Below are 24,677 nucleotides of genomic sequence, written 5' to 3'. Positions count from 1 at the left end.
CGCTGCGTGGCCAGCCACAGCCACGGAGCCACCGTCAGCCGGTAGCGCGCAAGCCCTGCATCACCGGCCAGCAATTCCGCTTCGCGCACCACGCCGCTGCGGCCGCTGCGGCTGCCGTCGGCGCGCGGCGTCCAGAGCGTGACGGGCCGCGAGATCATGTCTTGCAACGACAGGCCGGCATCGTCGGACAGCGCCACGATGCGCAGTTGCGCCACGCCCGACAGCGCCTCGCGGCCGGTCCAGCCTTCGACGTGCAGCGACGCCAGCGCGCCCTCGCCTTGCAGGCGGTAGAGGCGGGCGTCGGAATTGAACAGGCCGGCGGTCGCGGTCGTATCCATCACGGGGAAAACCTTATTCAGCAGCGCTCAGGGCTCGGTGTGAGCCTGCGCATTGGGACATTCCGGAGCGGTGCCCCAGTGGCCCGCACATACGCGCAGGCGGCATTGTTCGCTTTCAAGAAAGCCGAGCTTGCGGCATTCCCCCAAGCGGGTGGACAGCGAAGACCCCGGCAGCTCGCGGATGAAGATGCCGTCGGTCTTGTAGACCTTGGTGCCGGGCGGCGATGCGGGGGGCAGGCCGTAGGACATCAACGCCGCCAGCAAGGCCGCGTCGCTGTCACTGCGTGGCGTGGCTTTGCCGCGCGCAGGCGCGGCGGCGGCCTTGGGCGCCCCCTTGGCCGTCGAGGCCTGCGGGGCGGCGGCCGTCGCCGCGGCGGCCGTTGCCGCGGCCACCGTACCGTCGCGCGTGCGCTCGGTGCGCTGCGGGGCCGGGCCAGGCGCTTTGGCCGACGCCGCGGCCGCAGGTTTGTTGGGCGCGGCAGCCGTCACCGCAAGCGCGGCCAGCGGATTGGCGGGCTCGCGCAGGTCGGCCTGCGCATCGGGCTGGGTCAGTTGCGCCAGCGGATGGTCTTCGATGATGGTGGCGGCATTGGACGGCGGCGCTTCGGCATTGGCACGCGCCGGCGCTTGCCCCGCAGCCGGCTGATTGAGCGAGGCCGTCGGCGTCGAGGCATCCGGCGTCGCAGCGCCCGACGAGGCGGCCCCCGACGTCGACAGATTGCGCGATGCATCGGCATCGGCGCGGGCCACGACCACGGGCAACTGCGCCGTGTCGTACACCGCCCACAAGCCCGCGCCCGCTGCGCCCAGGAACAGCAGCAGCAACACCACCAGCGGTGTCTTGGAACGGGTCTTGGGCGGCAGGTGCTTGACCTCGGCGTCGGGCACGCGGCCTTCGAGCGTGGCGAGGATGCGCGACGACTGCCGCTCATCCGGCGTGGATGAGCGCCCGGCCAGCAAACTAGGAATAGAGGGCGGTGGTCGCGATCTTTTTTCGTCTTCTGCCATGCGAGGTCCCGTGTTGGCTGGGGCGCATAAAACCCCTTTTAACCAAGGTGTCCGAGAATACCTGATGACATCTTTTAGATCACGGCTTCTTGTTACGATTCCTAAAGCATCGACGCTGTCTGCAACGCCCAAGCGCTTGCCTCAATCCCGAATAGAACAAAAGATTACGCCTTCGTGATTGAGGGATACCGTTGCTAGTTCTACTGCCCCTATATTTTCTGCTCGCGATCGGCGTTTCCGCGCTGCTGGTTTTCCCGTCCTTGCGGGCCGGAACCGCGCGAAGCGCACGTGCGCTCGCGCAGGGATTTCGCCGTCGTGTCACGCGTGGCGCGGACCATGCCGGGGGCATGGTCGGCGGCTCGGCACAGGCCGTCCGGGCAGGGTTCGGCAGGGCCGGAAATACGTTTTCCGTGTACCGCTGGCAGATCGCCGCGGTGCTCGCGGTGGTGTTGCTTCCGTCCCTTTTCGCTTTCGTCATGCGACACAATCACACATTTATTTACGAGGACCGGATGGCCGGTCCGGACCCCCGAATCCAGGCATTGTTGACCGGTGAACGGCTGGTGCCGCCGCCGCCCCTGCCGCCCGAAGTTTTCACTACGCGCGAGGTTGAATTGGTGCGTCCGAACCTGGGCGGCGCAAGCCGCGACTGGAACCTGCTGGATGCGGATTACCGCCAGCGCCTGCTGGCCGCGTACCGCGTCATGCGTGAAGAGCACGGCTACGAAATGGTGTTGATCGAGGGCTATCGCAGCCCCGAGCGCCAGGCCGAACTGGCCGCCAAGGGATCGCATGTGACCAACGCCGGCGCCTACCAGAGCTATCACCAGTACGGCTTGGCCGCGGACAGCGCGTTCCTGCGCGACGGCAAGGTGGTGGTGTCCGAGAAAGACCCCTGGGCCATGCGCGGCTATGAACTGTTCGGCGAAACCGCCGAGCGTGTCGGCCTGACCTGGGGCGGCCGCTGGAAGCTGATGGACTTCGGCCACACCGAGCTGCGCCGCCCCGGCGTGATCCGCCGCGACGCCGGGGTCGCGCAATGATGGGCCGCGTCCTGAAGACCGGCCTCGTGCTGGCCTTGGTGTTTGGCGTCGTCTGGCTGGGCGTCATCATCTGGTGGCAGGAATCGCGCACGCTGCCCACCGGCGTGGACATCGGGCTGTACCTGTTCGCCCTGCCGCTGGCGCTGATCGCGGCGGGCTGGGCCGGCCTGCGCATCGCCCGAGCACGCCGCGAGGCCCGCGCCGCCGCCGCGGCGGCCCCCAAGACCGATACCGCCGCCGCGCAAGCCCCCGCAGCCCCCGCCGTGACCCGGCTGGTGGCGCTGGCCGGCGCCGCCCGCGCCGCGCCCGGCAGCGATGCCGCCGCGATCCACGACGCGCTGGCCGAGCAACGGCGGCCCGACCTGGACACGCAACTGACGAACGCGCGCGGTTTTCCGGTGTTCAGCGCCCGCGCCGAACACCTGGATATCGACGCGCTGCGCGAAGCCGCCCACGCCGACAAGGCGCCGCCGGCCGCGCGCTCGGACGACCGTCTGCGCGCCACGGCGCTGCTGTGCGAGGTGGTTCAAACGCTGTCGCAGCAAGCCCGCGGCCATGTGCTGGACCACGGCACGCCGGAACGCGACCAGGACTGGCCGCTGCTGCAGCTGGAACTGCTGCTGCCCGCGCCATGGCCGCAGGCCGCGCGCGACCACGCGCTGGAGCAAGCCCGCGCGGCGGCCGTCTGGGCGCCCTCGCGCCTGACCTTGCGGCTGCACAAGGCCGAAGACACGCTGGCCAGCGACAGCCTGCTGCGCCAGCTGGCGCTGGAACCGCTTGCCGCGGACCGGGCGCCGCTGCGCATCGTGGCCGCGGCCGATTCCTATATTGATGCGAACGTGGTGCAGGACTGGGATGCCGGCGGCATGCTGGTCAGCACCGCCACGCCGCAAGGCCGCGTGCCCGGCGAGGCCGCCGCGGGCCTGCTGCTCGATCTGGCGCAGACCGCGCCCCCCGACGCTAAAAGCGCCCCGCCCGCCCCGCCGCCCGAAGGCGCCTTCGCGCTGACGCTGTCGGCCATGGCGCATCGTGCCACCGAGGCCGACGCGCGCGGCGCCGCCAGCGAACCCATGCTGGCCGAACTGGCCACCCAGTTCCTGGCCCAGCACGCGCGGCGCGCGGACGATATCCGTGCGTTGATCAGCGACGCCGACCATCGCGGCAGCCGGCCGCTGGAAGCCGCGGGGCTGGCCAGCACGCTGTTTCCCGCGCTGGACCCGAACCAGGACTGCCTGGCGGTCGGCACCGCCTGCGGCTACACCGGCGCGGCCGCGCATTTGCTGACCCTGGCTGTCGCGGGCCAGGCCAACGCGCAGGCCGACGCGCCGGTACTGGTCGTCATGACGCAGGACCCGGCGCTGCGCACGCTTGCGCTGGTGTCCCAACCTCTTCCCCCCTCCGCTTGACCCCTATAAAAACAGCGAAAATCATGCGTAGCCCTTCAGGTTTCTTCTCCGGTATTTCCAGCGCCATGAGCGAAGGCAGGCACTGGACCTCACGCGCGCTGGGCAACCCGCGCCTGTTCATGGCGATCGGCCTGATCGCCCTGGTCGTGTTCCTGTTCCTGTTCGCCGACACGGTCGAGATCGGCCTGGTGTGGGCAGGCATCGCGCTGGGGATCTTCCTGTTTCTGTGGCTGTGCGCCTACCTGTGGCGCCGGCGCCGTGCGCGGCGTGCCAACAAGAACCTGGGCGACATGTTGGAGCAGCAGGTGCAGACGGGCGCGGCGGCCGCCAACCGCGGCGAGGTCGACGCCCTGCGCACGCGCTTGATCCAGGCGGTGCGCACGATCAAGACCTCGAAGATCGGGCAGGTGTCGGGCAATGAAGCCCTGTACGAGCTGCCCTGGTACATCGTGATCGGCAACCCCGCCGCGGGCAAGAGCAGCGCGGTCATCAATTCGGGCCTGCAATTTCCCTTCGCCGACAAGAACGGCGCGGCCGTGCGCGGCGTGGGCGGCACGCGCAACTGCGACTGGTTCTTCACCACCGAAGGCATTCTGCTGGATACCGCGGGCCGCTATTCGGTGCACGAAGAAGACCGCAACGAATGGATGGGCTTTCTGGACCTGCTCAAGCGCCATCGCCCCAAGGCGCCGATCAACGGCATCATCGTGGCGGCCAGCATCGACGAGCTGACCGGCGCGGGCCCCGAATTCGCCATCAACCTGGCCAAGAACCTGCGCCAGCGCGTGCAGGAACTGACCGACCGGCTGGAAGTGTTTGCGCCGGTGTACATCATCTTCACCAAGGCCGACCTGATCTCGGGCTTCAGCGAGTTCTTCTCCGACAGCGACCAGCGCGAGCGCGACCGCGTCTGGGGCGCCACCCTGCCCTACGGCGCCGAAGAAAACCGCGACGTGCTGGCCCTGTTCGACGAACGCTTCGACGAACTGTACGAAGGCCTGAAGGAAATGGGCACGGCGCAGATCTCGCTGCGCAACCGCAGCGACCTGCCGCCGGGGCTGTTGACCTTTCCGCTGGAATTCGCCGGCATCAAGCCTGCGCTGCGCACGTTCCTGTCGACGCTGTTCGAGACCAACCCCTTCCAGTACAAGCCGGTGTTCCGCGGCTTCTATTTCACCAGCGCCTTGCAGGAAGGCGTCTCGCAAAGCACGTCGACCGAGCGGCTGGCCGAGCGCTTTGATCTGCGGCCGGCCACGCGCGGCCAGGCCCGCAATGTGTCCTCGCACAACGGCTTTTTCCTGCGCGACCTGTTTTCCAGCGTGATCTTCGCCGACAAGAAACTGGTGCGCCAGCACGCCAGCCCGGCCAAGACCCGCATGCGCTACGTGACCTTCTTCGGCCTGGTGCTGGCGCTGGGCCTGGTGCTGGGCGGCTGGAGCTGGTCGTACCTGGGCAACCGCCAACTGGCGCAGAACGTGCAGGCCGACCTGGACAAGGTGGTGCGCCTGCAAAGCGAACGCACCGACCTGCAAAGCCGCCTGGAAGCCATGGAGATCCTGCAGGACCGCATCGAGCAGCTGGACCGCTATTCGTCCAGCCGGCCGTGGTCGCTGGGCCTGGGCCTGTACCAGGGCGACGTGCTCAAGGAACGCCTGCTGGCCGAGTACTACAACGGCGCGCGCCAGTTCATGCTGAGCCCGGTCAAGGCCAGCCTGGAAGACTTCCTGGCCAAGGTGGACATGTCCGGCGCCGCCGCGGCCGCCGGGGGCACGCCGCAACCGGCGCCGCAGGCCGCGCGCACGCCGCACAACCCGGGCGGCGACACGCTGTTCCAGGACGCCTCGCCGACCAACGCCGACGACGCCTACAACGCGCTCAAGACGTACCTGATGATGGCCAATCACCAGCACGTCGACCCCACTCACCTGTCCGACCAGATCACGCGTTTCTGGCGCGGCTGGCTTGAGACCAACCGCGGCGCCATGCCGCGCGACCAGCTGATCCGCAGCGGCGAGCGCCTGATCTCGTTCTACGTCAGCCGCGCGCCCGATGCCGGCTGGCCGCAGATCGACACCAACCTGGCCCTGGTCGAGAAGACCCGCGCCAGCCTGCGCGCCGTGATGCAGGGCATGCCGGCGCGCGAACGCGCCTACGCCACGCTGAAGGCCCGCGCCGCCACGCGCTTCCAGACCATGACGGTGGCGCGCATCGTGGGCGAGAACGATGCGGGCGTGGTGGCCGGCAGCTACGCCATCCCCGGCACCTTCACCCGCGAAGCCTGGGAACAGTACATCCAGCCCGCCATCAACGAGGCCGCCAAGAAGGAAGTGCAGACCAGCGACTGGGTGCTGGGCGTGAATGCACGCGACGACCTGACGCTGGACGGCAGCCCCGAGCAGATCCAGAAAAGCCTGGCGACGATGTACAAGACGGAATACGCCCAGGAATGGCAGAAGTTCCTGCGCGGCGTCACCATCAAGCCGTTCACCAGCTTCGAGCAGTCGGTGGGTGCGATGAACCGCCTGGGCGATCCGCAGACCTCGCCCATCGCCAAGCTGATCAACACGACCTACGAACAGACCTCGTGGGACAACCCGTCGCTGATCAACGCCGGCCTGCAACAGGCGCAAAGCGGCGTGGTGGGCTGGTTCAAGCGCGTGATCCTGCGCCAGCCCCCGCCCGCGCCCGCGGCCACCACCACGGCCAACGGCGAAGCGATTCCCATGGGCCCGGTGGGCCGCGAATTCTCGGACGTGGCCCGCCTGGTGGTCACGCGCGAGAATCAATCGCTGCTGGGCAACTACATGGGCGCGCTGTCCAAGATCCGCACCCGCTTCAACCTGCTGAACAACCAGGGCGACCCCGGCCCCGGCTCGCTGATCCTGCTGCGCCAGACCCTGGAGGGCAAGGATTCGGAACTGGCCGACGCGCTCAAGCTGGTGGACGAGCAGATGCTGGCCGGCCTGTCGGCGACCCAGCGCGAAACGCTGCGTCCGCTGCTGGTGCGCCCGCTGATCCAGGCCTACGCCGTGGCCATGCAGCCGGCCGAATCGGAATTGAACAAGGTCTGGAACGCGCAGATCTACCAGCCGTTCAACCAGACCCTGGCCGAGAAGTATCCGTTTGCCGCGCGCGCCAGCGTCGAGGCCAGCAGCGACGAGATCGGCCAGGTGTTCGGCCCGCAGGGCAGCATCGCCAAATACGTCAATGACACGCTGGGCCCGCTGACCGTGCGCCGCGGCGACATCCTGACCGCCCGCACCTGGGGCGACATGGGCATCAGCCTGCAGCCGACCTTCACGGCCAACTTCGCCCAGTGGGTGGCGCCGCTGTCGGGCGGCGCCGCGGGCAGCGGCGCGTCCAGCCAGCCGCAGACCCTGTTCCAGATCCAGCCCAAGCCGGCCTCGGGCGTCACGGAATACACGATCGAGATCGACGGCCAGCAGCTGCGCTACCGCAACACCCCGCCGCAGTGGGTCAACTTCGTGTGGCCCAATGCCCAGGGCGCGCCGGGCGCGCGCATCACGGCCACCACCTTTGACGGCAGCGTGGTCGAGATCGTCAACGAGCCGGGCCGCTTCGGCCTGGAACGCCTGATCGCCACCGCCCAGCGCACGTCCAACGCGGACGGCAGCTTCAACATGAGCTGGGGCAAGTCCAACGTGACCGTGCCCGTGAAACTGCGCATCATCAGCAACGCCCAGGCGCCTGGCGCCGGCGGCAGCGAGCCCGGCGGCAGCCAGGGCCTGCGCAACCTGCGCCTGCCCTCTTCCGTGGTGGGCGCCACCCCCGAATCCTCCTCCTCCGCCCAGACGCGACCCGGAGCGCCGCAATGAGCAACTTGCAGTCCCCCCTGTTCCGCACGGCCTATTTCGGCAAGATCCCGGCCCGCGGCGACTTCGTCAAGAACACCTCGCACCCGCAGCTGATGGCCACGCTGGACGCCTGGGTCGCCCACACCATGGAGCTGCTGGCGCAGGATCCGCACTGGAAGACGCTGTACGACGACGCCGAACCCATGCCCTTCGCCATCCTGGGGTCGCGCGGCAAGCTGGCCATTGCGGGCCATCTGCAGCCCAGCCGCGACCAGTCGGGCCGGCGCTTTCCATTCCTGTCGGCGACCTCGGTGGAAGTGCAGCGGCCGCTGGAATTCATTGCCCGCAGCCCCATGGCCTTCAGCCGGCTCTGGAACCGCATGAGCGGCGCCGCGGCGCTGCTGATGACCGACGCCGACCCCGCGGCCGCCTTGCAGGCGCTGAACGAACTCGAAGGCGAGATCCGCACCGAGGCCGACGACGGCTTTGACGCGTTTGTCGACCTGCAGACCGTCGAACGGCTGGAAGCGATGCTGCGCGGCAACGGCCACGCGGCGCGGGTGCACGACATCATCCTGGCGCTGGGCATTCTGCTCGAACCGGTGATGTCCAGCGGCTCGTCGCAGCTGGATCGCGGGCTGGCGCTGCCGCTGCCCGACGATCCCCTGTACCTGAACCTGGTGGCCTCGTACTGGATGACGCTGATCGCGCCGTTCCTGTCGCGCGCCGACTTCGAGATTACCGTGTTCATCGGCCGCATCGCCGGCAAGCATCGGCTGGTGGCGGGCTTTCGCGGCGCGTCGCCGCAGACGCTGGCCAGCCTGCTGTCCACGCCGCAGGCGTTTGCCGAACAGCACATCGTGCTGGAAGACGCGCCCTGGGTGCGCAACCACGTGTCGGCCAGCCATGGCCTGGCCAAGCTGTCCAGCTACCTGGACCAACCGCGGCTGTCCCTGCGCATGGCGCTGGACACCTACCGCGAAGTCTTCACCGGAGCCTGACCATGCGTGTCTCTCTCCTGATCCTGGCGGCGCTGCTGTCGTCCGCCGCCGTGGCGCAAGACGGCGCCACCGTCGTGCCCGCCAATGTCATTCCCCAGCCGGGCCAGGTGGTGGCCAGCGGCGCCGTGCCCGACGAAGCCACCAAGGCCGACGTGCTGACGCGGCTGCAACAGGTGTATGGCGTGGGCAATGTGATCGACCAGATCGAAGTGGGCGGCGTGGTCGCCCCGCCGAACTGGTCCGAACACGTGGGCAAGCTGATCGGCCAGCCGCTCAAGCAGATCAACCGCGGCCAGCTGGAAGTGGACGGCACCCAGATCCGCCTGCGCGGCGAGGTGCAGAACGAGGCCTCGCGCCAGCAGATCGCCAGCACCTTCGCCACGTCGCTCAATCCCACCTACAAGATCGTCAACGGCCTGCGCGTGGCGGCCGGGAAAGACGAACAGGGTCTGCTGGACAAGGTGCTGACCAACCGCGTGGTGGAATTCGAAACCGGCAGCGCCACGCTGACCGCACGCGGCCGCGAGCTGCTGGACCAGGTGGCCGACGTGGTGCCCAAGCTGCACAGCGACAAGGTGCAGATCATCGGCCACACCGACAGTTCCGGCAGCCGCAGCACCAACCTGGCGCTGAGCCAGGCGCGCGCCGACGCGGTCAGGGCCTACCTGGTGGACAAGGGCTTGCCGCCCGGGCGCTTCGAGACGCTGGGCGCGGGGCCGGACCAGCCGGTGGCCACCAACGCCACCGCGGAAGGCCGGGCCAAGAACCGCCGGATCGAGTTCCGGGCCAGCCGATAAGGTCCGCACCGGCCGCGACGGCCGGGCGCACGCCCATCGAACAGGCGGCGAATACGCCGCGTTGCGGGCCCCGGCGGCATGCCTGGGGCCCTTTTCCTGTCAGCCGTTGTGCTCGGGCGGCTTGGGCACGCCCAGCAGCTCTTCCAGGCCCGACAGGGCCTCGCCGTTCTTGACCACGGTGCGCAGCCACAGGTGCAGCGACATCTCGCCCCAGCTGGCCGCCTTGTCGGCCAGATAGGCCACCGGGCTGTGGGGTTCGGTGCGGCGGAAGAACTCGGCCACTTCACGCAATTGCGCCAGGGCCTGGTCACGGGTTTGCAGCGGACCGCGCGCGGGCGCGGCGGACGGAAGGTCGGCGGCAGCGGTCAAGGTGGGCTCCATGCGGATGGCGGGTGCGCCGGCAGGCGTTGCGGCCGGGGCCGCGGACGGCGACGCCAGGTCGGCGCGCACCAGCAGGCCGGCCTCGCGGGCGAAACGATGCACAAGCTCGGTCACGTCCTGCAGGGCCGTGCGCAGCGGCGTGAACGCCGGGCCGTCATCGCCCAGGCGTTCGGTCAGCGTCAGCTCCAGCACGTCCACGGCCGCGAAGCAGCTTTGCAGCTGGCCTTCGAGGTCGGAATAGAACGCGGGCGGCGTGTCGCGGCGCGCGGCATCGAACTGGTCCAGCGTGACCTTGCCGCGCGACATGTCGGCCGCGTTCTGCGGCGTGCGCTTGATGGCGTTGGCCAGCTGGCTGGCGCTGTCCCACAGCACCGCGCCGAAGCGTCCGCCTTCGGACTGCGTCAGCGGCAGTTCGCGCACCAGTTGCTGCGAGCGCGACAGCAGCCAGGCCAGGTTGCCGACGCGTTGCTGCGCATCGCCCTCGTCGGGCACGGGATGCAGGCCGTCCCAGTAGTGGCGGCACAGGCCGTCGACCAGCAGGAAGCCGTCGCGCAGGCCGGCAAAGCCGCGGGTCTTGGCCCAGGCTTCGGCCAGCCAGGCGGCCACGCGCACGTCCTTGCTGCGGTGGGTCAGCACGTCGGTGCAGATGCGGATGACCTGGGGCCAGTCGGCCTCTTTGATGTCGATGACCCAGTCGCCCTGGTCCAGGTGCGGGTCGTCGTGGCGGCGGGCTTCGCGGATGGCGTCGAATTCGGCCGAAAAAACCATGTCGGCGCCACAAGGCGCCGGGCCGGGAATGGGCTGCAACAATGCGTCGATATCGCTCATGGGTTCCTGAGTCGTGGCGGCGTCGAAAGCAGCGATGATCCCATATCTGTAACGACGTTACGTTCTAAGATGACACGTCCTATTACAAAGCGCATCAGGCACCCTGGATATCATTCAAGCTCTCCAAAAACTGGGAGTCACGATGAACAAGTCATTCCACATGATGCCCAACGGCCGCTTCATCAATGGCACGCCGCGGCGCTGCCCGGACGGCACCTACGTCGGCGACGGCGGGCCGATCACGCGGGCGCCGGATGGCACCTATGTTGCCGGCACACCGCAGCGCGCACCCGAGGGCAGCTACCTGGGCAGCGGCGGTCCCGTGCGCATGGCGCCCGACGGCACCTTCGTCGTGGGCCCGCCTCGCATGGCGCCTGACGGCACCTATCTGTAAGCATAAATAACCATCCTTTCGGAGCAACGGGCGGCCATGGCGCAGCGATCCGTAATACGCAAGGGCGACCGCACGTCACACGGCGGCGTGGTCGTCACCGGGGACGAGTCCGTCCAGATCTTCGGCCAGCCCATGGCACGCGTGGGCGATCGCGTCACCTGCCCCAAGTGCCCCGGCCAGCACACCATCGTGGAAGGCGTGCAGAGCGTCAGCTCGAATCGCCCCACCGCGCTGGAAGGCATGAAAACGTCTTGCGGCGCCACGCTCATCGCCAGCCAGCAGTTCTACCAGCTTGAGCATGGCGGCGGCCAAGGCGGCGGTTCGGGCGTGAACGATGCGGCCGCTGCCGTACAGGCCGGCGCGCCGGCCGCGCTGGCCGAGGCGATTGCGCCGCAGGACGCGCCCGCCCAGTGCGCTCACGTGTCCGACACGCTGAAACTGACCGAGCAGATGTTCGACGCCAAGCGCGCGCCCGTGCGCATGACCGGCCCGTCGGCCTACCAGCCGCCGGCCGGCCAGGCCCGCCAGGGCGACGACAAGTGCGTCATGTACGAGGCCTGGCCCGGCGGCCAGCGCGTGCCGGTGGTGCTGGAGCCGCGCGAATCGCCCTGGACCGGCAACCTGTTGCAGCGCTCGTCCAGCGAAATCACCGAACGCCTGACCGAACAGCCCCAGCCGCAACCCGAACAGGTGGCCAAGAGCCTGGGCGCGGCGCCCAAGGCGCTGTTGCAAGGCCGCGATCTGCAGATCCGCATTGCGCGCGGCATGTCGCTGGAAGACCGCGTCACCCGCCTGAACGCGCAGGTCGTCAAGGGCCCGCCGTGGGCCGACCCGACCCGCGACGCGCATACCGTGGGCGAAACGACGTTCTCGCACATCACGCTCTACAGCATGCCCGGCGAGCAAGGCATGGTCGACCACGCCGTGCTGCACGAGCTGGCCCACAGCTACGCCAACAACACCCAGGTCGACATGAAGGCCTGGGCGGCGGCGGCGCGGTCCGACGGCAAGGTGCCGTCCGACTACGCCAAGGCCGGCCCGCAAGAGGACTTCGCGGAATTCGTGGTGATGGCCGTGGCCACCCAGGGCACCGGCTGCGAACCGTACGCCCGGTCGCAGTACCCGGCGCGCTACCAGCTGCTGGACGGGATGAACCTGCTGGACAAGGCGCCGGCCACGCAAAGCGCCTGAGGCTGCCCGGCGTCGGCAGCCGTGCGCGTCCGTGCGCGTCCGTGCGCGTCCGTTCAGGGCGCCCGGGCTCACCCTGCCGCGCCGATTTGCGCCCGCCGGCAACCCGCAGTACCATACGTTCCATATACAAACCATATACGGAACGTTCACTATGGGCATCGTCAAGATCTCCGAGCAGATGCACGAAAACCTGCGCGTCGCCAGCGGCGCGCTCAGCCGCTCCATCAATTCCCAGGCGGAACACTGGATGCGCATCGGCATGCTGTCCGAGCTCTACCCCGAATTGCGCCACGCCGACATCTGCCAGCTGCTGATCCGCATCGAGCAGGCCGAGGGCTTCAGCATCGCGGCGCTGTCCCAGGGGCAGCCGCAGCCCGGCCAGCAGGAGGCCGCGTAAATGGCGAAGAAGGTTTCGATCAAGTCCGCCGCCGACATCGCCATGGCCCGCAAGGCCGGCGCCCTGGCCGCGGACGTGCTGCACATGATTGCCGAGCACGTGCGCCCCGGCGTCACTACCGACGAACTGGACCGCATCTGCCATGACTACATCGTCAACGTGCAGCAGGCCATTCCCGCCAACGTCGGCTACCACGGCTTTCCCAAGACCATCTGTGCGTCGGCCAACCATGTGATCTGCCACGGCATTCCGTCGGCCAAGGTCCTGAAGAACGGCGACATCCTGAACATCGACGTGGCCGTCATCAAGGACGGCTGGTACGGCGACACCAGCCGCATGTACTTCGTGGGCCAGCCCAGCCCGCTGGCGCGGCGCCTGGTCAACACCACGTACGAAGCCATGCGCGCCGGCATCCTGGCGGTCAAGCCGGGCGCCACGCTGGGCGACATCGGCCACGCCATCCAGACCGTCGCGCACCGCGAGCACTTCAGCATCGTGCGCGAATACTGCGGCCACGGCATCGGCCAGATCTACCACGACGATCCCCAGGTGCTGCACTATGGCCGCCCGGGCGAAGGCATGGTGCTGCAGCCGGGCATGATGTTCACCATCGAACCGATGATCAACGCCGGCAAGCCGCAGACCAAGCAACTGCCCGACGGCTGGACCGTCGTCACCAAAGACCGCTCGCTGTCGGCGCAGTGGGAACACATGGTGGTGGTCACCGAGACCGGCTATGAAGTGCTGACGCCCTGGCCGGACGGCTTCGGCGATTACCCGCCGATTCCTTGAGCGAAACGCCCAGTCGGCCTGGGCGACGGTTCGCCGGCTCCTTGAGCTGAACCCACCGCAACATTCGGAGTGCGGACCGCGCGGGGCCCGATCATGATCGGGCCCTTGCCGTTTCTGCGGCCCTGCCGCCCGCCCCATGCCCGCCCTGCCCCCGGCCTTCCGGCGCCTCGCCGCGTCCAACCTGGCCGCCCAATTCTCTGAACAGATCGCCCTGGCCGCCGCGCCGCTGGTGGCCGTGCTGGCGTTGGGCGCGAGTGCGGCCCAGACCGGCTACCTGCAGACGGCGCAGACGCTGCCCTTCCTGCTGCTGTCGCTGCCGGCCGGCGTGCTGGCCGACCGGATATCGCGCCGCACCTTGATGACCGCCGCCGAGTGCGCCCGCGCGGCCAGCCTCTTGGGGCTGTTGGCCTTGCTGGCGCTGGGCGGATTGAACCTGGGCTGGCTGGCCGTGCTGGGTTTTCTGGGTGCGGTGGGCACGGTGGCCTACAACGTGGCCGCCCCGGCGCTGGTGCCGACGCTGGTGCCGGCCCGCGACCTGGGCAATGCCAACCGCTGGCTGGAACTGGCGCGCAGCGCGGCGTTTTCGGCGGGGCCTGCCCTGGGCGGCGCGCTGGTCGGCTGGATCGGTGCGTCCAGCGCCTATGGGCTGGCCACGGCGCTGTCGCTGCTGGCCGCCATGCTGCTGGCGGGCCTGCCAGCCGAGCCGCCGCGCACGGCACCGCGCCGACGGCTGTGGCGCGAACTGGCCGAGGGCGCGGCGTTCGTGGCCGCCCATCCGCTGCTGCGGCCGGTGCTGGTGACCGCGGTGTTCTTCAATACCGCCTGGTTCGTGCTGCAGGCCGTGTACGTGGCGTATGCCGTCGCCCATCTGGGCCTGACGGCGGCGGGCGTGGGCGCCACGCTGGGCATCTACGGCGCGGGCATGCTGGCCGGTGCGCTGGCCGCACCCTGGCTGGCCGCCCGCCTGCCGTTCGGCGCGCTGATCGCGGCCGGGCCGCTATGCGCGCTGGCGGCCAGCCTGATCCTGCTGTCGACCCTGGCGCTGCCGTCCGGCGCCTGGGCGGCGGTGGGCTTTTTCCTGTTCGGCGCCGGCCCGATCCTGTGGACGATTGCCACCACCACGCTGCGACAGGCGGTCACGCCCAATGCGTTGCTGGGCCGCGTGTCCGCCGTGATCGTCACCGCCACCTTCGGCGCGCGGCCGGTGGGCGCCTTGATCGGCGCGGCGCTGGCGTCACGGGTGGGGGTCGAGGCCTGCCTGTGGGTGTCCAGCGTGGGGTTTGCGGTGCAGTTCGTGGTGCTGTTCGCGTCGCCCGTGCGGCGGCTGCGCAACCAGCCCGAGGCGGTGGCGGCGTGAGACGGGCATGACGGCGCCTCGACCCGCGGCAGTCAGGCAATTCGGCGCGATACCCGCGCTTGCCCAACTGTTGTGCCCGCCGATCCGCCGATCTGTATCTGTCGACTCGCCCGCCCTGCCGCTAGACTCACCTGGTGCAGCAAGGCGCCGTGCGCGCCGACTGCTTTCCGATCCCTCTCATTGATCCGCGCCCGGCCGGCGCGGCTGCCAACATGCTGAACATCCTGGGCAAGGCCTCTTCCATCAACGTGCGCAAGGTGCTGTGGACCTGCGCCGAACTGGACCTGCCGTTTGAACGTGAAGACTGGGGCGTGGGCTTTCGTGCGACGCAGGACCCGGCTTTCCTGGCCCTGAACCCGAACGCCATGGTGCCCGTGCTGCGCGACGGCGACTTCGTGCTGTGGGAATCGAACAGCATCATCCGCTACCTGGCCGGGCAATACGGCAAGACGGACGCGCTGTACCCCGCCGAGCCCAAACGCCGCGCCCGCGTCGACCAGTGGCTGGACTGGCAGGCGACCGACCTGAACCGCTCGTGGAGCTACGCCTTCATGGGGCTGGCGCGGCAATCGCCCGCGCACCAGGACCCGGCGGCCATCGCGGCATCGACCCGGGACTGGGCGCATTTCATGGGCATCCTGGAACAGCGCCTGCAAGCGACCCGCGCCTATGTGGCGGGGGATGATTTCACGCTGGCCGACATTGCGGTGGGCCTGTCGGTGAACCGGTGGTTCAGCACGCCGCTGGATAACGACAAACGGCCACCGCTACCCGCGGTGGCCGCCTATTACGACCGCCTGGCCGAACGTCCGGCCTATCTGCTGTACGGACGCAACGGCACGGCCTGAAGACCTTTACTTCACCACGCCGCAGACGAGACGCCCGCCTCCGCCGCCCAGCGGCTGGGGCGTGTCGCTGTAGTTGTCGCCGCCCACGTGGATCATCAGCGCGTGCTTTTTCACGTCGGCCAGCTTCAGGTGCGGCGCCACCACGGCCTGCTTGGCCGTGCCGTTGGCGGCCACGACGATGAAGGGCAAGTCGCCGGTGTGGCCGTCGGTGGCTTCGGGGCCCTTGTGGGCCTTGGTGCCGTGCGGGTCCAGGTGGCCGCCGGCCGCGCCCCCGGGCGCCATCTGGCCGTTCACCATGCCGGGGTCGCACGAGCCTTTTTCGTGCACGTGAAAGCCGTGTTCGCCGGGCGGCAGGCCCGTCAGGTTGGGGGTCAACTGCAGGCCGGCCTTGGTCTGCTTGAGTGAAATGGTGCCTGCGCTTTTACCCACGCCGTCGGCGGTCAGGAACGACATCGCGACGTTCTCGGCCTGGGCCGCGGCCGAGGCGCCGGCCAGTGTCAGCGTTGCAACAAGTATCGAGATTTTCTTCATGGACTTGCCTCCTGGGATCTTGCGCCGGTTGCGCGCCGCCCGGGTGGGCGGTGCTGGGTCTGCGGCCCTGTCGCCAGGCGCCGGAGACTGCGAAAGACAATAGCACCGGGGCGCGGCGCTTCGCCAGCAATCTTCATTCCTGATACATCCGGGGTAACAGGCCGTTGCCGGCCGGTATTTCGGCCCCGCACGCCCGGCAAACGCCCAGGCCCTAACTGCCCACCAGCAACACCCCGGCATGCAGCAGCACGCCGATCAGCCCGCCCACCAGCGTGCCGTTGAAGCGGATGTATTGCAGGTCGCGGCCCACGCTCAGTTCCAGTTCGTCGACCAGATGGCGCTCGTCCCACAGCTTGACGGTGCGTGAGATGTGTTCGGTGACGCCGATGCGCAGGCGGCCGGTCAGGCGGCGCGCGGCGCCCAGCACATGGTTGTTGATGGCCTCGCGCAGATCCGGGTCTTCCCCCAGCTTGCGGGCCAGCGCGAGCAAGGCGCTTTCCAGGTGCGCGGCCAGGGCCGACTGCTCGTCGGCCAGGTCGCGGCGCAGCGCGGCGTGGATGTCGTCCCACAGGCCCTGCACGTATTCCTGCACCTTGGGGTGGTCGATGGCGCGCTGCTTCAGGGCTTCGACCTGCTCGGCCAGCGCCGGGTCGGTGCGCAGGCGCTCGATATAGTCCAGCACCCAGGCCTCGTAGTCGCGCCGCACCGGGTGGCCGGGTTCGGACAGCACGTCGCGCAGTTCCTGCACCAGCGCACGCGCCAGGCGGTCGGCCAGGTTGTCGGCAATGCCGTCGACCGAGGCGATGACGTCCACTGCCGAGATGATGCGCGGCCATTCCTTGCGGGCAAACTTCACCAGCAGCGCCGAGGCGCGTTCTTTCACGTCGTCATCGCCCAGGTAGCCACCCAGGCGCTCCATTGCAGCGTCCAGCAGTTCCTGGTGGCGGCCGTCGCGGGTCAACAGGCCCAGCACCTCGCCCGCGGTGCCGGCGGCGTCCCAGCGGCGCAGGTTCTTGACCACGAATTCCTGGATCACGCCGCGCACGGCCTGGTCGTCCAGCAGGTCCAGCGTTTGCAGCGCCACGCGGCGCGCGCCGTCGCTCAGGGCATGCGCCTGCTTGGGGCGGGCCAGCCAGCGCGACAGGCGCGCGGCCGGGTCGAACACGCGCAGCTTTTCCATCAGCGTGTCCGGGTCCAGGAAATGGTCGCGCACGAACACCGCCAGGTTGTCGCCGATGCGGTCTTTGTTGCTGGGAATGATCGCGGTGTGCGGAATGGGCAGGCCCATGGGCCGGCGAAACAGCGCCACCACGGCGAACCAGTCGGCCAGCGCGCCCACCGTGGCGGCTTCGCAGAAGGCCCGCACCCAGGCCCAGGCGCCCTGCCCGCCCATGATGTGGCTGGTGATGAAGCCGCTGATCATCGCCACCAGCAGCGCCAGCGCGGCGATCTTCATGCGCCGCAACTGCGTGCGGCGCGCCTGCGAAGCCAGCGCGGAATGGGTCGCGGACGAACGGGCGGACGATGGTGTTGCGGTCATGAGGTCTCCGGCGGGAACGCGAGGCCCAGCATACCAAGCCTGCCGGCGGGCGGGATCAATCGCCCGCCTCGGCCAACGCGCCGCGCAGCCAGGCGATGAAGGCGTCGGCATGGGCCGTGCGCGTGCGGCCGGCGGCCGGCACCGCGCGCAGGCCGCCGTCGAACGGCACGAAGCCGTAAGGCGCCACCAGCAGGCCATCCTGCAGTTCACGCGCGATCAGGCGCCGCTCGACCAGCGCCACGCCCAGGCCGGACAACGCGGCCTCGATGCACAGGTGGGTGTGCGGAAACGCCAGTGTGCCGCCCTGGGCCGCCGGCTGGCCGGTGATGGCTTCCCATTGGTTCCAGGCGCTGGAGGTGTATTCATGCGCGATGCGCACCCGCGACGCGGGCTTCTTGCGGGCATAAGCCGGGGTGCACACCGCGCCAAAACGCACCGGCGCCAAAGGCAGCGCCTGGCGCCGGTCGGCCTCGGCGTAGCCGGACAGGTCCCAGGCCAGGATCAGGTCGGCGCCTTCGTTGCGCATTTCGCGCGCCGACGTCATCGACAGGCGGATGCGGATGTCCGGGTGCTTGCGATAGAACACGGCCAGCTGCGGCACCAGCCAGCGCATGGCGAAGGTGGCGCTGCACGCCACGTGCAGCCCGGGCGCCTGCGACTCGCGGGCCAGGCGCTCGTAGGCGTTTTCCAGCTGGTCGAACGCGGCCCGCACCGAGGCGTAGAAGGTGGCGCCGGCCTGGGTCAGGCGCAGGCCCGTGCCGTCTTTCTCGAACAGCGCCACGCCCGCGTGTTCCTGCAACAGGCGCAGGTGCCGGCTGATGGCGCCGTGGCTGCGGCACAGTTCTTCGGCGGCGCGCGTGACCGAGCCGCTGCGGGCAATGGCTTCGAAGGCGCGGACGGCGGATAGCGGGGGCAATTGGCGCATGGCGTGAGGGACGGTGGCAGGGTTGGGCGCAGGCGGCGGCCGCGAGGTTCGGCCGCCTATTCGTCAAGAAAACTGACGGATAGGCAGAAAAACTGCATTGTCGGCGGCATGGCCTGTTTTTAGCATGGCGACATTGCAATCCGGGCTGTTCAAAGCGTGCTGCCCGCCCGTTCAAGCCATCACGCGCGGCTTACGGTGACGCGGCCAGCGCAGCGGCCCGATACGGCATTACTTTCAATTAACTGACCTTTCCTTATCTGGAGCCCCACGCCATGCACATCACCCACCTGACCGCCCACGAGGCGCTGGACAGCCGCGGCAACCCCACCGTTGAAGTCGAAGTGCGCCTGGACGATGGCGCGCGCGGCCTGGCCCTGGTGCCGTCCGGCGCGTCCACCGGCCAGCGCGAAGCCCTGGAAAAGCGCGACGGCGACGCCGCCCGCTACCTGGGCAAGGGCGTGCTGGGCGCGGTCAACGCCGTCAATACCGAACTGCGCGCCGCGCTCGTGGGCCTGCGCGCCGACCAGCAGGCCGAGATCGACCAGACCCTGATCGCGCTGGACGGCACCGCCGACAAGAGCCGCCTGGGCGCCAACGCGCTGCTGGGCGTGTCGCTGGCAGTGGCGCACGCAGCGGCGGCCAGCCAGGGCCTGCCGTTGTGGCGCCACGTGGGCGGCGTGCAGGCGCAGACGCTGCCCGTACCCATGATCAACATCATCAACGGCGGCGCGCACGCCGACAACCCGCTGGATTTCCAGGAGTTCATGATCCTGCCGGTGGGCGCGGACAGCTTTTGCGAAGCCCTGCGCATGGGCGCCGAGGTGTTCCACACGCTGCGCCACGCGCTCAAGGCGGCGGGCCACAGCGTCAACGTCGGCGACGAAGGCGGCTTTGCGCCCACCCTGCGCAACGCGCCCGAGGCGCTGGACTTCATCATGGCCGCCATCGAACAGGCGGGCCTGCGCCCCGGCGCCGACATCGCACTGGCGCTGGACCCGGCCGCCAGTGAATTCCATGGCGCCGAAGGCTATCGCTACCACGGCGAGAACCTGCTGCGCAGCCCCGAACAGCAGGTGCACTACCTGGCCGGCCTGGTGCGCGACTACCCCATTGTGTCGATCGAGGACGGCATGGCCGAAGACGACGCCACCGGCTGGAAGGTGCTGGGCGCCACGCTGGGCAACACCTGCCAGCTGGTCGGCGACGACGTGTTCTGCACCAACCCCGAGCTGTTCCAGGCCGGCATCGAACAAGGCATCGGCAACGCGATCCTGGTGAAGATCAACCAGATCGGCACCCTGAGCGAAACCTGGCGGGTGCTGGCGCTGGCGCGCCGCGCGGGCTATGGCGTGGTCATGTCGCACCGCTCGGGCGAAACCGAAGACACCACGATTGCCGACCTGGCAGTGGCGGCCAACTGCGGCATGATCAAGACCGGCTCGCTGTCGCGCGCCGACCGCACGGCCAAGTACAACCGCCTGCTGCGCATCGAACGCGAACTGGGTGCGGCGGCCGTCTATGCCGGCGCCAGCGCGCTGGTGCGGCGCGCCTGATCCGACGGCAGGCGGCCGGTCAGGCGCTTGAACATCGCGGCAAAGGCGCTGGCCGTGGCGTAGCCGGTTTCGTGCGCCACCACACCCACCGGCGCGCCCTGCCCCAGCCGGCTGAGCGCCACCATCAGGCGCAGCCGGTGGCGCCAGGCGGTAAAGCCCATGCCCAGTTCGCGCACGAACAGCCGCGCCAGGGTGCGTTCGGACAGGCCCAGCCGGTCGGCCCAGGCGGCCAGGCCGTCGGCGTCGGCCGAATGGCGCAGCAGATGGTCGTGGATGCGGCGCAGACGGGCATCCACCGGCCAGGGCATGTCCAGGTGCGCCAGGCCGCGCCAGTCGATCTCCTGCATCAGCAGTCGGGCGATCAGGCCGTCCTTGCCGGCCTCGTCGTAGTCCATCGGCATGTCCACCGCCCGCAGCAGCAATTCGTGCAGCAGCGGCGACACGCCGGTCAACGTGGGCCCGCGCCCACCGCCCAGGCCCGGCGCGAGATAGGCGGTGCGCAGCGACACCTTGCCGCGCATGCGAGTCTCGTGCACCACGCCGGCCGGCATCCACAGCGCCGTGCGCGGCGGCACCAGCCACAGGCTGCCCGCCGCGCGCACCTGCATCACGCCCTGCACGGCGTACATCAGTTGGTCGCGTGGATGCTGGTGCGGCCGGCTGTGATGGCCGTCGGGGTATTCCTTGGGCATCGCGCCCAGCGGGCGGTCCAGCCCCTGGTAGTCGATCTGGTTGCTGCTTTTGGGCGCCGTCATCGCGCTGTCGTCCCGAGCCGCCGTCGGCTGTCCGAAACGGCGTAGTCATTGTCCGAGGCGCCGCCATCGCGGCCGGCGCCCGTTCCTAGAATGCGGATTTTGACATTGCCCGCGAGGAACGACGTGAAGAATCATATTCTGGTGCTGGACATCGACGGCACCCTGACCGACACCGTGGCGTTGCACCAGCGCGCCTTCCTGGGGGCCATGCAGGCCCTGGCGCTGCCGGCGCTGGAGACGGACTGGGGCGCGTATCCGCATCACACCGACACCGGCATCCTGCGCCATGCGCTGGCCATGAACGGGCGGGCCGAACCGTCAGCCGGGCAGTTGATGGCGTTCGAACAGGACCTGGCGCGGCGCTTTCTGGATGAACTGGCGGCAGCGCCTACGCCGGCAGCGCCTACGCCGGCAGCGCCTAAGCCGGCCGCGCCTACGCCGGCAGCGCCCATTCAGCCCATCCCGGGCGCTGCCGACTTCGTGCATGGCCTGGCGGATTCCGCCTGGGCCGTGGTGTTCGCCACCGGCGGCGTGCGCGCGGTCAGCGGCGTGAAGCTGCAGGCCGCAGGCATTCCGTTTTCGGACGCTGCCCTGTTCACCGCCAGCGAAGAGCCGGCGCGCGATGCCCTGGTGGCCCGAGCCATTGCGCACGCGCGCCGTGCCCATCCGCAGACGCGGAACGGTGTGGTGGTGTCGATGGGCGATGGCCTGTGGGACCTGCAAGTCGCCCGGCAGCTGGGCCTGCGGTTCCTGGGCGTGGGGTCGACGGCGCAAGCCCTGGCGGCGCGCGGCGCCACCGTCTTGCCCGACCTGACGGGCGCCGCCGCGGCGCTGGCGACGTTGTTGGCCGAACACGGTTGAAGGCGGTGAACCTCAGGCCTCGCCCCGATCCCGGTACGCGATGGCGCACTGGATGGCGAACGCCAGCACCAGCACCAGCGTGATGATCAGGGCGCCCGCCCCGGTGGCGATCGCATCGAACCAGCGCGTGCGCAGCGCCTTGGTCAGCGAACCGGTGGCAATGGCGGTGGATGCGGTCAACAGCAACAGCAAGGCCGCAAACGGCCAGACCCGGCCGCGCAGCCAGCGGCGCGATTGGCCCAGCCCGTAGCGGCCCGCCAGGGCCGCCTGGGGCAAACTGAGCGACCAGGCGCCCAGCCGGTGCATCACGGGCAGCCAGATCGCCAGCCACAGGAGCAGCATGAGCGTCAGGAAGACCGTGCTCGGCGTGCCGGCCATCTTGAAATACAGGGCCACGCCCAGCGACGTGCTGAATGACTTCAGGCCCACGATCAGCGCCGCCACGCCGGTCAGCAGCGCCAGTACCCGCAGGTGGGCGCCATCGAGACGCAGCGGCGGCCTGGCCGGGGATTCGGTCAGGTAGTGCTGCCAGGCCACCACCAGCCGCGCCAACGACAGCAGGCAGACGACCGCAGCCGCGAGCAGCCAGCGCTCGCGCGGGCCGCCGATCTGATCCAGCAGCAGCGCGCCGGGCAGCGACATCACAAAGAGCATGAACGCCAGCGGCGCGGCGGTGAACATGCCGGGGACCTGGCGGGTGAACTGGCGCAGCGTCTGGGCCAGCAGGTGGCGGCCGGTAAGGGGTTGCGGCACGGGGTTGCCTCTCTTGGGTTCAGCGTTGGCGTGCGCCCTGACCTGGGCACGGGCGTCTGCGCGTTATACCAGAGCGGCGCACGCGGCACGACAGCCCACGGCCCTGGCAGCCTCGCCACCTCAATCCATGAACAAGCGCGGCACCACCTGGCCCAGCGTATTGATGTGGCCATCCATCTTCTTGCCCTGCGGATTGGCGATATTGGCCGCCCCCGCCGTACGCAGTCGCAGCGTCAACGTGCGGCCGCCCTCGTCCACGTTGAACTGCAGACCGAAGACCCAGTCCACGCCTTCGGACCGCGCCATCAGCGTGAGCCAACCTTCTTGCGGCTCCTGTGAGGTCTGCGCGTACAGCAGTTCGCGCTGTTCCAGCGCCGCCGGCGCAGCGGCGGCAAAGCGCTGCATCGCGGCAAGCACGGTTGGCGTGTTGCCGGCCAGGGGCAACTGCACCAATTGCAGCGGAGGCGCCAGCAAACGATGGGAAAACAGGCCCGTCAACGGTATGACCGACGCGGGCTGGGCGTTCCAGCCGCCCGCCGCGCCGGACGGCGACGCAGGCTCGGTCGGCCCCGTGGGCGCCGGCGCAGGCGGCGCGGCGGTGTGCCTGGCCGGGCCGGAAGCCGATGTACAGCCGCCGAGCAACAACACGACCAAAGCCGGCCACAGCCACCTGAGCAGCGGCCGGAACATCCCCCCGCCTTCGGCCTGGCGCAACGCTAGGTTCTTGCAGCGCATGCCTTGCCCTCCGGTTTGTCATGGAATTTGAGGAATTCTTCCACACGGGTGAACTGCGCTTTCGGCTTGTAGCAGGCGTTCAGGCCACGCAGCAGCAGGAATTCCTCTTCGCTGCCCAACGCTTTGGCGAAGAAGTCGTCGTTCAGTTTTTCCGATATCAGGGTCAGCGTCTTGTCATCGCGATAGCGCGCCAGGCGCTCGCCCAAGGTGTACGCGGTCAACGCCGCCTCCAGGCGGCTCTGCGCATCGCTGACCTGCTCGATCGAGGCTCCCGTTCCCACCTTGCCCAGCAGCGCCGTCAGGGCCACCGATTTTTCCAGCACGGACTTGGGCACGATGCTTTCAAAGGTGCCCACCGACACCAGCGCGGTCGGCACGTTCAGCGGCGTGTCGCCGTCCAGCGCCTGGTTGGTGCGGATGTTGTAGCGCAGCGGCTTTTCCCAGAACGCGCGCGGGCCGCCCACCGGCCGGCCCACCACCACGTACGTACCCTGCTTGAGCAGCCCCAGGTCGGAACCGGCTGCCTGGTTGACCGCCGCCTGCGAATACAGCTGCACGCTGTAGTCCAGCACCATGCGGTTGCGCTGGTTGGCCAGCACCAGTTCGGCGGCGGTAAACGCCACGCCCACCAGCGGCGACACCAGCGGGTTGTTGGCCAGGCTGGCCGCGCCACTGGCCACGCCCTGCGCCCGTTGCAGGGCGCGCAAGGTCTCGGCGTTGCGCTCGGTGGTGACATCCATCACCCGCAGCCGGAACGATGGCGCCACGCGCTCGTCCCAGCGCTGCACGTAATAGACCAGCAGGTTAGAGAAATTCAAGGACTGGTCGGGCTGCACGCCACGTTGATACCAGACCACGATGGACTGGTTGCTGCCGTCCTCCTTGGCCGCGATGTCCAGGATCACGGCGTAGTCCGCCGGCCCGTCGATGCCGGCAGTCTTGTTGCCGTTGGCGTCCCGCAGGGCCGGGATATCGACCGACCGCATCATGATCGACAGCGGCGCGTTGGCCTGCACCACGGTGGACTGCTCAAAGGCCGACACCGGCGTGCCGGCCAGCTCCAGCGTTCGTACGGACTCGGCGGGGTTGGCGGCCGGCTTCAGATAGAAGATTCGGTTATCCGCGTAGATGGGCGTATGCACGGTGTAGCTGTCGCCGATACGGGGCTCGCCGCCCGCGCACCCGGCCAGCAGTCCGACCCCCCCCAACATGCCCAGCCGCCACTTGCCGGCCAGCGCCCGGCGTAAGAACACGAAAGCCATACTTGCTCCGCAAGAAAAGGCCCGCAATGGATCGGAACGACGACGGGATTTTTATCATTATGTTTCTTTTTGTCAAACCTCGATAACCCGACCCGCTCCGCCCCTTCCCTGTCCTGGCCCTGCCCTTCGCCCCAGCCCTGATTCACGCCTGCCGCCAGGAAACGGC

The 24,677-nt window shown here is 69.1% G+C and carries 23 protein-coding genes; 13 read left to right on the top strand and 10 right to left on the bottom strand.

Going from position 1 to position 24,677, the window contains the following annotated elements:
* A partial coding sequence (locus tag AC6LJ2_RS02710; protein ID WP_498150701.1) for a contractile injection system protein, VgrG/Pvc8 family occupies positions 1–338 on the bottom strand: 338 nt, incomplete at its 3' end.
* 27 nt (positions 339–365) lie between these two features.
* Positions 366–1,298 (bottom strand): hypothetical protein, encoded by a 933-nt coding sequence (locus AC6LJ2_RS02705; RefSeq protein ID WP_263914520.1) that lies wholly within the window; start codon positions 1,296–1,298, stop codon positions 366–368.
* A gap of 239 nt (positions 1,299–1,537) precedes the next feature.
* Between AC6LJ2_RS02705 and AC6LJ2_RS02700 the strand changes: the two genes are divergently transcribed.
* The 5 genes from AC6LJ2_RS02700 (at position 1,538) to AC6LJ2_RS02680 (ending at position 9,408) form a co-directional block, all read left to right on the top strand.
* Positions 1,538–2,389: a M15 family metallopeptidase gene (locus AC6LJ2_RS02700; RefSeq protein ID WP_445656621.1), complete on the top strand. Its 852-nt coding sequence runs from the start codon at positions 1,538–1,540 to the stop codon at positions 2,387–2,389.
* Positions 2,386–3,795, top strand: coding sequence for a hypothetical protein (locus AC6LJ2_RS02695; RefSeq protein WP_263914518.1), 1,410 nt, complete (start codon positions 2,386–2,388; stop codon positions 3,793–3,795). The genes AC6LJ2_RS02700 and AC6LJ2_RS02695 overlap by 4 nt, the downstream gene beginning before the upstream one ends.
* Before the next feature lie 65 nt (positions 3,796–3,860).
* A complete protein-coding gene (tssM, locus tag AC6LJ2_RS02690; RefSeq protein WP_498150704.1) occupies positions 3,861–7,631 on the top strand; it encodes a type VI secretion system membrane subunit TssM in 3,771 nt (1,256 codons plus the stop codon).
* Positions 7,628–8,611: a type VI secretion system-associated protein TagF gene (gene tagF, locus AC6LJ2_RS02685; RefSeq protein WP_498150700.1), complete on the top strand. Its 984-nt coding sequence runs from the start codon at positions 7,628–7,630 to the stop codon at positions 8,609–8,611. The genes tssM and tagF overlap by 4 nt, the downstream gene beginning before the upstream one ends.
* 2 nt (positions 8,612–8,613) lie before the next feature.
* Positions 8,614–9,408, top strand: coding sequence for an OmpA family protein (locus tag AC6LJ2_RS02680; RefSeq protein WP_263914515.1), 795 nt, complete (start codon positions 8,614–8,616; stop codon positions 9,406–9,408).
* A 99-nt stretch (positions 9,409–9,507) separates the two neighbouring features.
* Here the strand turns inward: AC6LJ2_RS02680 and tssA are convergent, their stop codons facing one another.
* Positions 9,508–10,617, bottom strand: coding sequence for a type VI secretion system protein TssA (tssA, locus tag AC6LJ2_RS02675; protein WP_263914514.1), 1,110 nt, complete (start codon positions 10,615–10,617; stop codon positions 9,508–9,510).
* 142 nt (positions 10,618–10,759) lie between these two features.
* On the opposite strand from tssA, the gene AC6LJ2_RS02670 reads away from it, so the two are divergent.
* The 6 genes from AC6LJ2_RS02670 to AC6LJ2_RS02645 all read left to right on the top strand — a co-directional run bounded on the left by AC6LJ2_RS02670 (position 10,760) and on the right by AC6LJ2_RS02645 (position 15,596).
* Positions 10,760–11,011, top strand: a complete 252-nt coding sequence (locus AC6LJ2_RS02670) for a hypothetical protein (protein ID WP_498150699.1) — start codon at positions 10,760–10,762, stop codon at positions 11,009–11,011.
* Positions 11,012–11,047: 36 nt separating this feature from the next.
* Complete coding sequence (locus tag AC6LJ2_RS02665) at positions 11,048–12,202, top strand: PAAR domain-containing protein (protein ID WP_498150698.1); 1,155 nt, start codon at positions 11,048–11,050, stop codon at positions 12,200–12,202.
* 151 nt (positions 12,203–12,353) lie between these two features.
* Positions 12,354–12,599 carry a ParD-like family protein gene (locus AC6LJ2_RS02660; protein ID WP_025137936.1) on the top strand — a complete coding sequence of 82 codons (246 nt, stop codon included), beginning with the start codon at positions 12,354–12,356 and terminating at the stop codon, positions 12,597–12,599.
* On the top strand, positions 12,600–13,391 hold the full coding sequence (gene map, locus AC6LJ2_RS02655) for a type I methionyl aminopeptidase (protein WP_498150697.1): 792 nt from the start codon (positions 12,600–12,602) through the stop codon (positions 13,389–13,391).
* Between the two features lie 136 nt (positions 13,392–13,527).
* The gene (locus AC6LJ2_RS02650; RefSeq protein ID WP_498150696.1) at positions 13,528–14,748 is read left to right on the top strand and encodes an MFS transporter; all 1,221 of its coding nucleotides are present in this window, start codon (positions 13,528–13,530) and stop codon (positions 14,746–14,748) included.
* Positions 14,749–14,960: 212 nt separating this feature from the next.
* Entirely contained in the window at positions 14,961–15,596 is a 636-nt protein-coding gene (locus tag AC6LJ2_RS02645; protein ID WP_445656625.1) for a glutathione S-transferase family protein, read from the top strand.
* A 6-nt stretch (positions 15,597–15,602) separates the two neighbouring features.
* Here AC6LJ2_RS02645 and sodC read toward each other — a convergent pair whose 3' ends face one another.
* The 3 genes from sodC to AC6LJ2_RS02630 form a co-directional block, all read right to left on the bottom strand.
* On the bottom strand, positions 15,603–16,127 hold the full coding sequence (sodC, locus tag AC6LJ2_RS02640) for a superoxide dismutase [Cu-Zn] SodC (protein ID WP_263914507.1): 525 nt from the start codon (positions 16,125–16,127) through the stop codon (positions 15,603–15,605).
* A 211-nt stretch (positions 16,128–16,338) separates the two neighbouring features.
* Entirely contained in the window at positions 16,339–17,583 is a 1,245-nt protein-coding gene (locus tag AC6LJ2_RS02635; protein ID WP_498150703.1) for a DUF445 domain-containing protein, read from the bottom strand.
* A 139-nt stretch (positions 17,584–17,722) separates the two neighbouring features.
* Positions 17,723–18,592, bottom strand: coding sequence for a LysR substrate-binding domain-containing protein (locus AC6LJ2_RS02630; RefSeq protein WP_263914506.1), 870 nt, complete (start codon positions 18,590–18,592; stop codon positions 17,723–17,725).
* A 272-nt stretch (positions 18,593–18,864) separates the two neighbouring features.
* Between AC6LJ2_RS02630 and eno the strand changes: the two genes are divergently transcribed.
* Positions 18,865–20,145 (top strand): phosphopyruvate hydratase, encoded by a 1,281-nt coding sequence (gene eno / locus AC6LJ2_RS02625; protein ID WP_263914505.1) that lies wholly within the window; start codon positions 18,865–18,867, stop codon positions 20,143–20,145.
* Here the strand turns inward: eno and AC6LJ2_RS02620 are convergent.
* Entirely contained in the window at positions 20,109–20,900 is a 792-nt protein-coding gene (locus AC6LJ2_RS02620) for an AraC family transcriptional regulator (protein WP_498150695.1), read from the bottom strand. The two genes, eno and AC6LJ2_RS02620, sit on opposite strands and share 37 nt — an antisense overlap.
* Positions 20,901–21,023: 123 nt before the next feature.
* On the opposite strand from AC6LJ2_RS02620, the gene AC6LJ2_RS02615 reads away from it, so the two are divergent.
* Positions 21,024–21,761: an HAD family hydrolase gene (locus tag AC6LJ2_RS02615; RefSeq protein WP_498150694.1), complete on the top strand. Its 738-nt coding sequence runs from the start codon at positions 21,024–21,026 to the stop codon at positions 21,759–21,761.
* Between the two features lie 12 nt (positions 21,762–21,773).
* Here AC6LJ2_RS02615 and AC6LJ2_RS02610 read toward each other — a convergent pair whose 3' ends face one another.
* From AC6LJ2_RS02610 to AC6LJ2_RS02600, 3 genes are all read right to left on the bottom strand, one after another.
* On the bottom strand, positions 21,774–22,514 hold the full coding sequence (locus AC6LJ2_RS02610) for a hypothetical protein (RefSeq protein ID WP_498150693.1): 741 nt from the start codon (positions 22,512–22,514) through the stop codon (positions 21,774–21,776).
* Between the two features lie 120 nt (positions 22,515–22,634).
* Positions 22,635–23,249, bottom strand: coding sequence for a hypothetical protein (locus AC6LJ2_RS02605; RefSeq protein WP_498150692.1), 615 nt, complete (start codon positions 23,247–23,249; stop codon positions 22,635–22,637).
* A complete protein-coding gene (locus tag AC6LJ2_RS02600; RefSeq protein WP_498150691.1) occupies positions 23,231–24,511 on the bottom strand; it encodes a hypothetical protein in 1,281 nt (426 codons plus the stop codon). Before AC6LJ2_RS02600 ends, AC6LJ2_RS02605 begins: the two co-directional genes overlap by 19 nt.
* Positions 24,512–24,677: the final 166 nt, after the last annotated feature.

Source organism: Achromobacter sp. 1014246743, from assembly GCF_059760725.1.
Note: the sequence above shows the minus strand (reverse complement) of the source record. Positions and strands in the feature narration are given on the sequence as shown.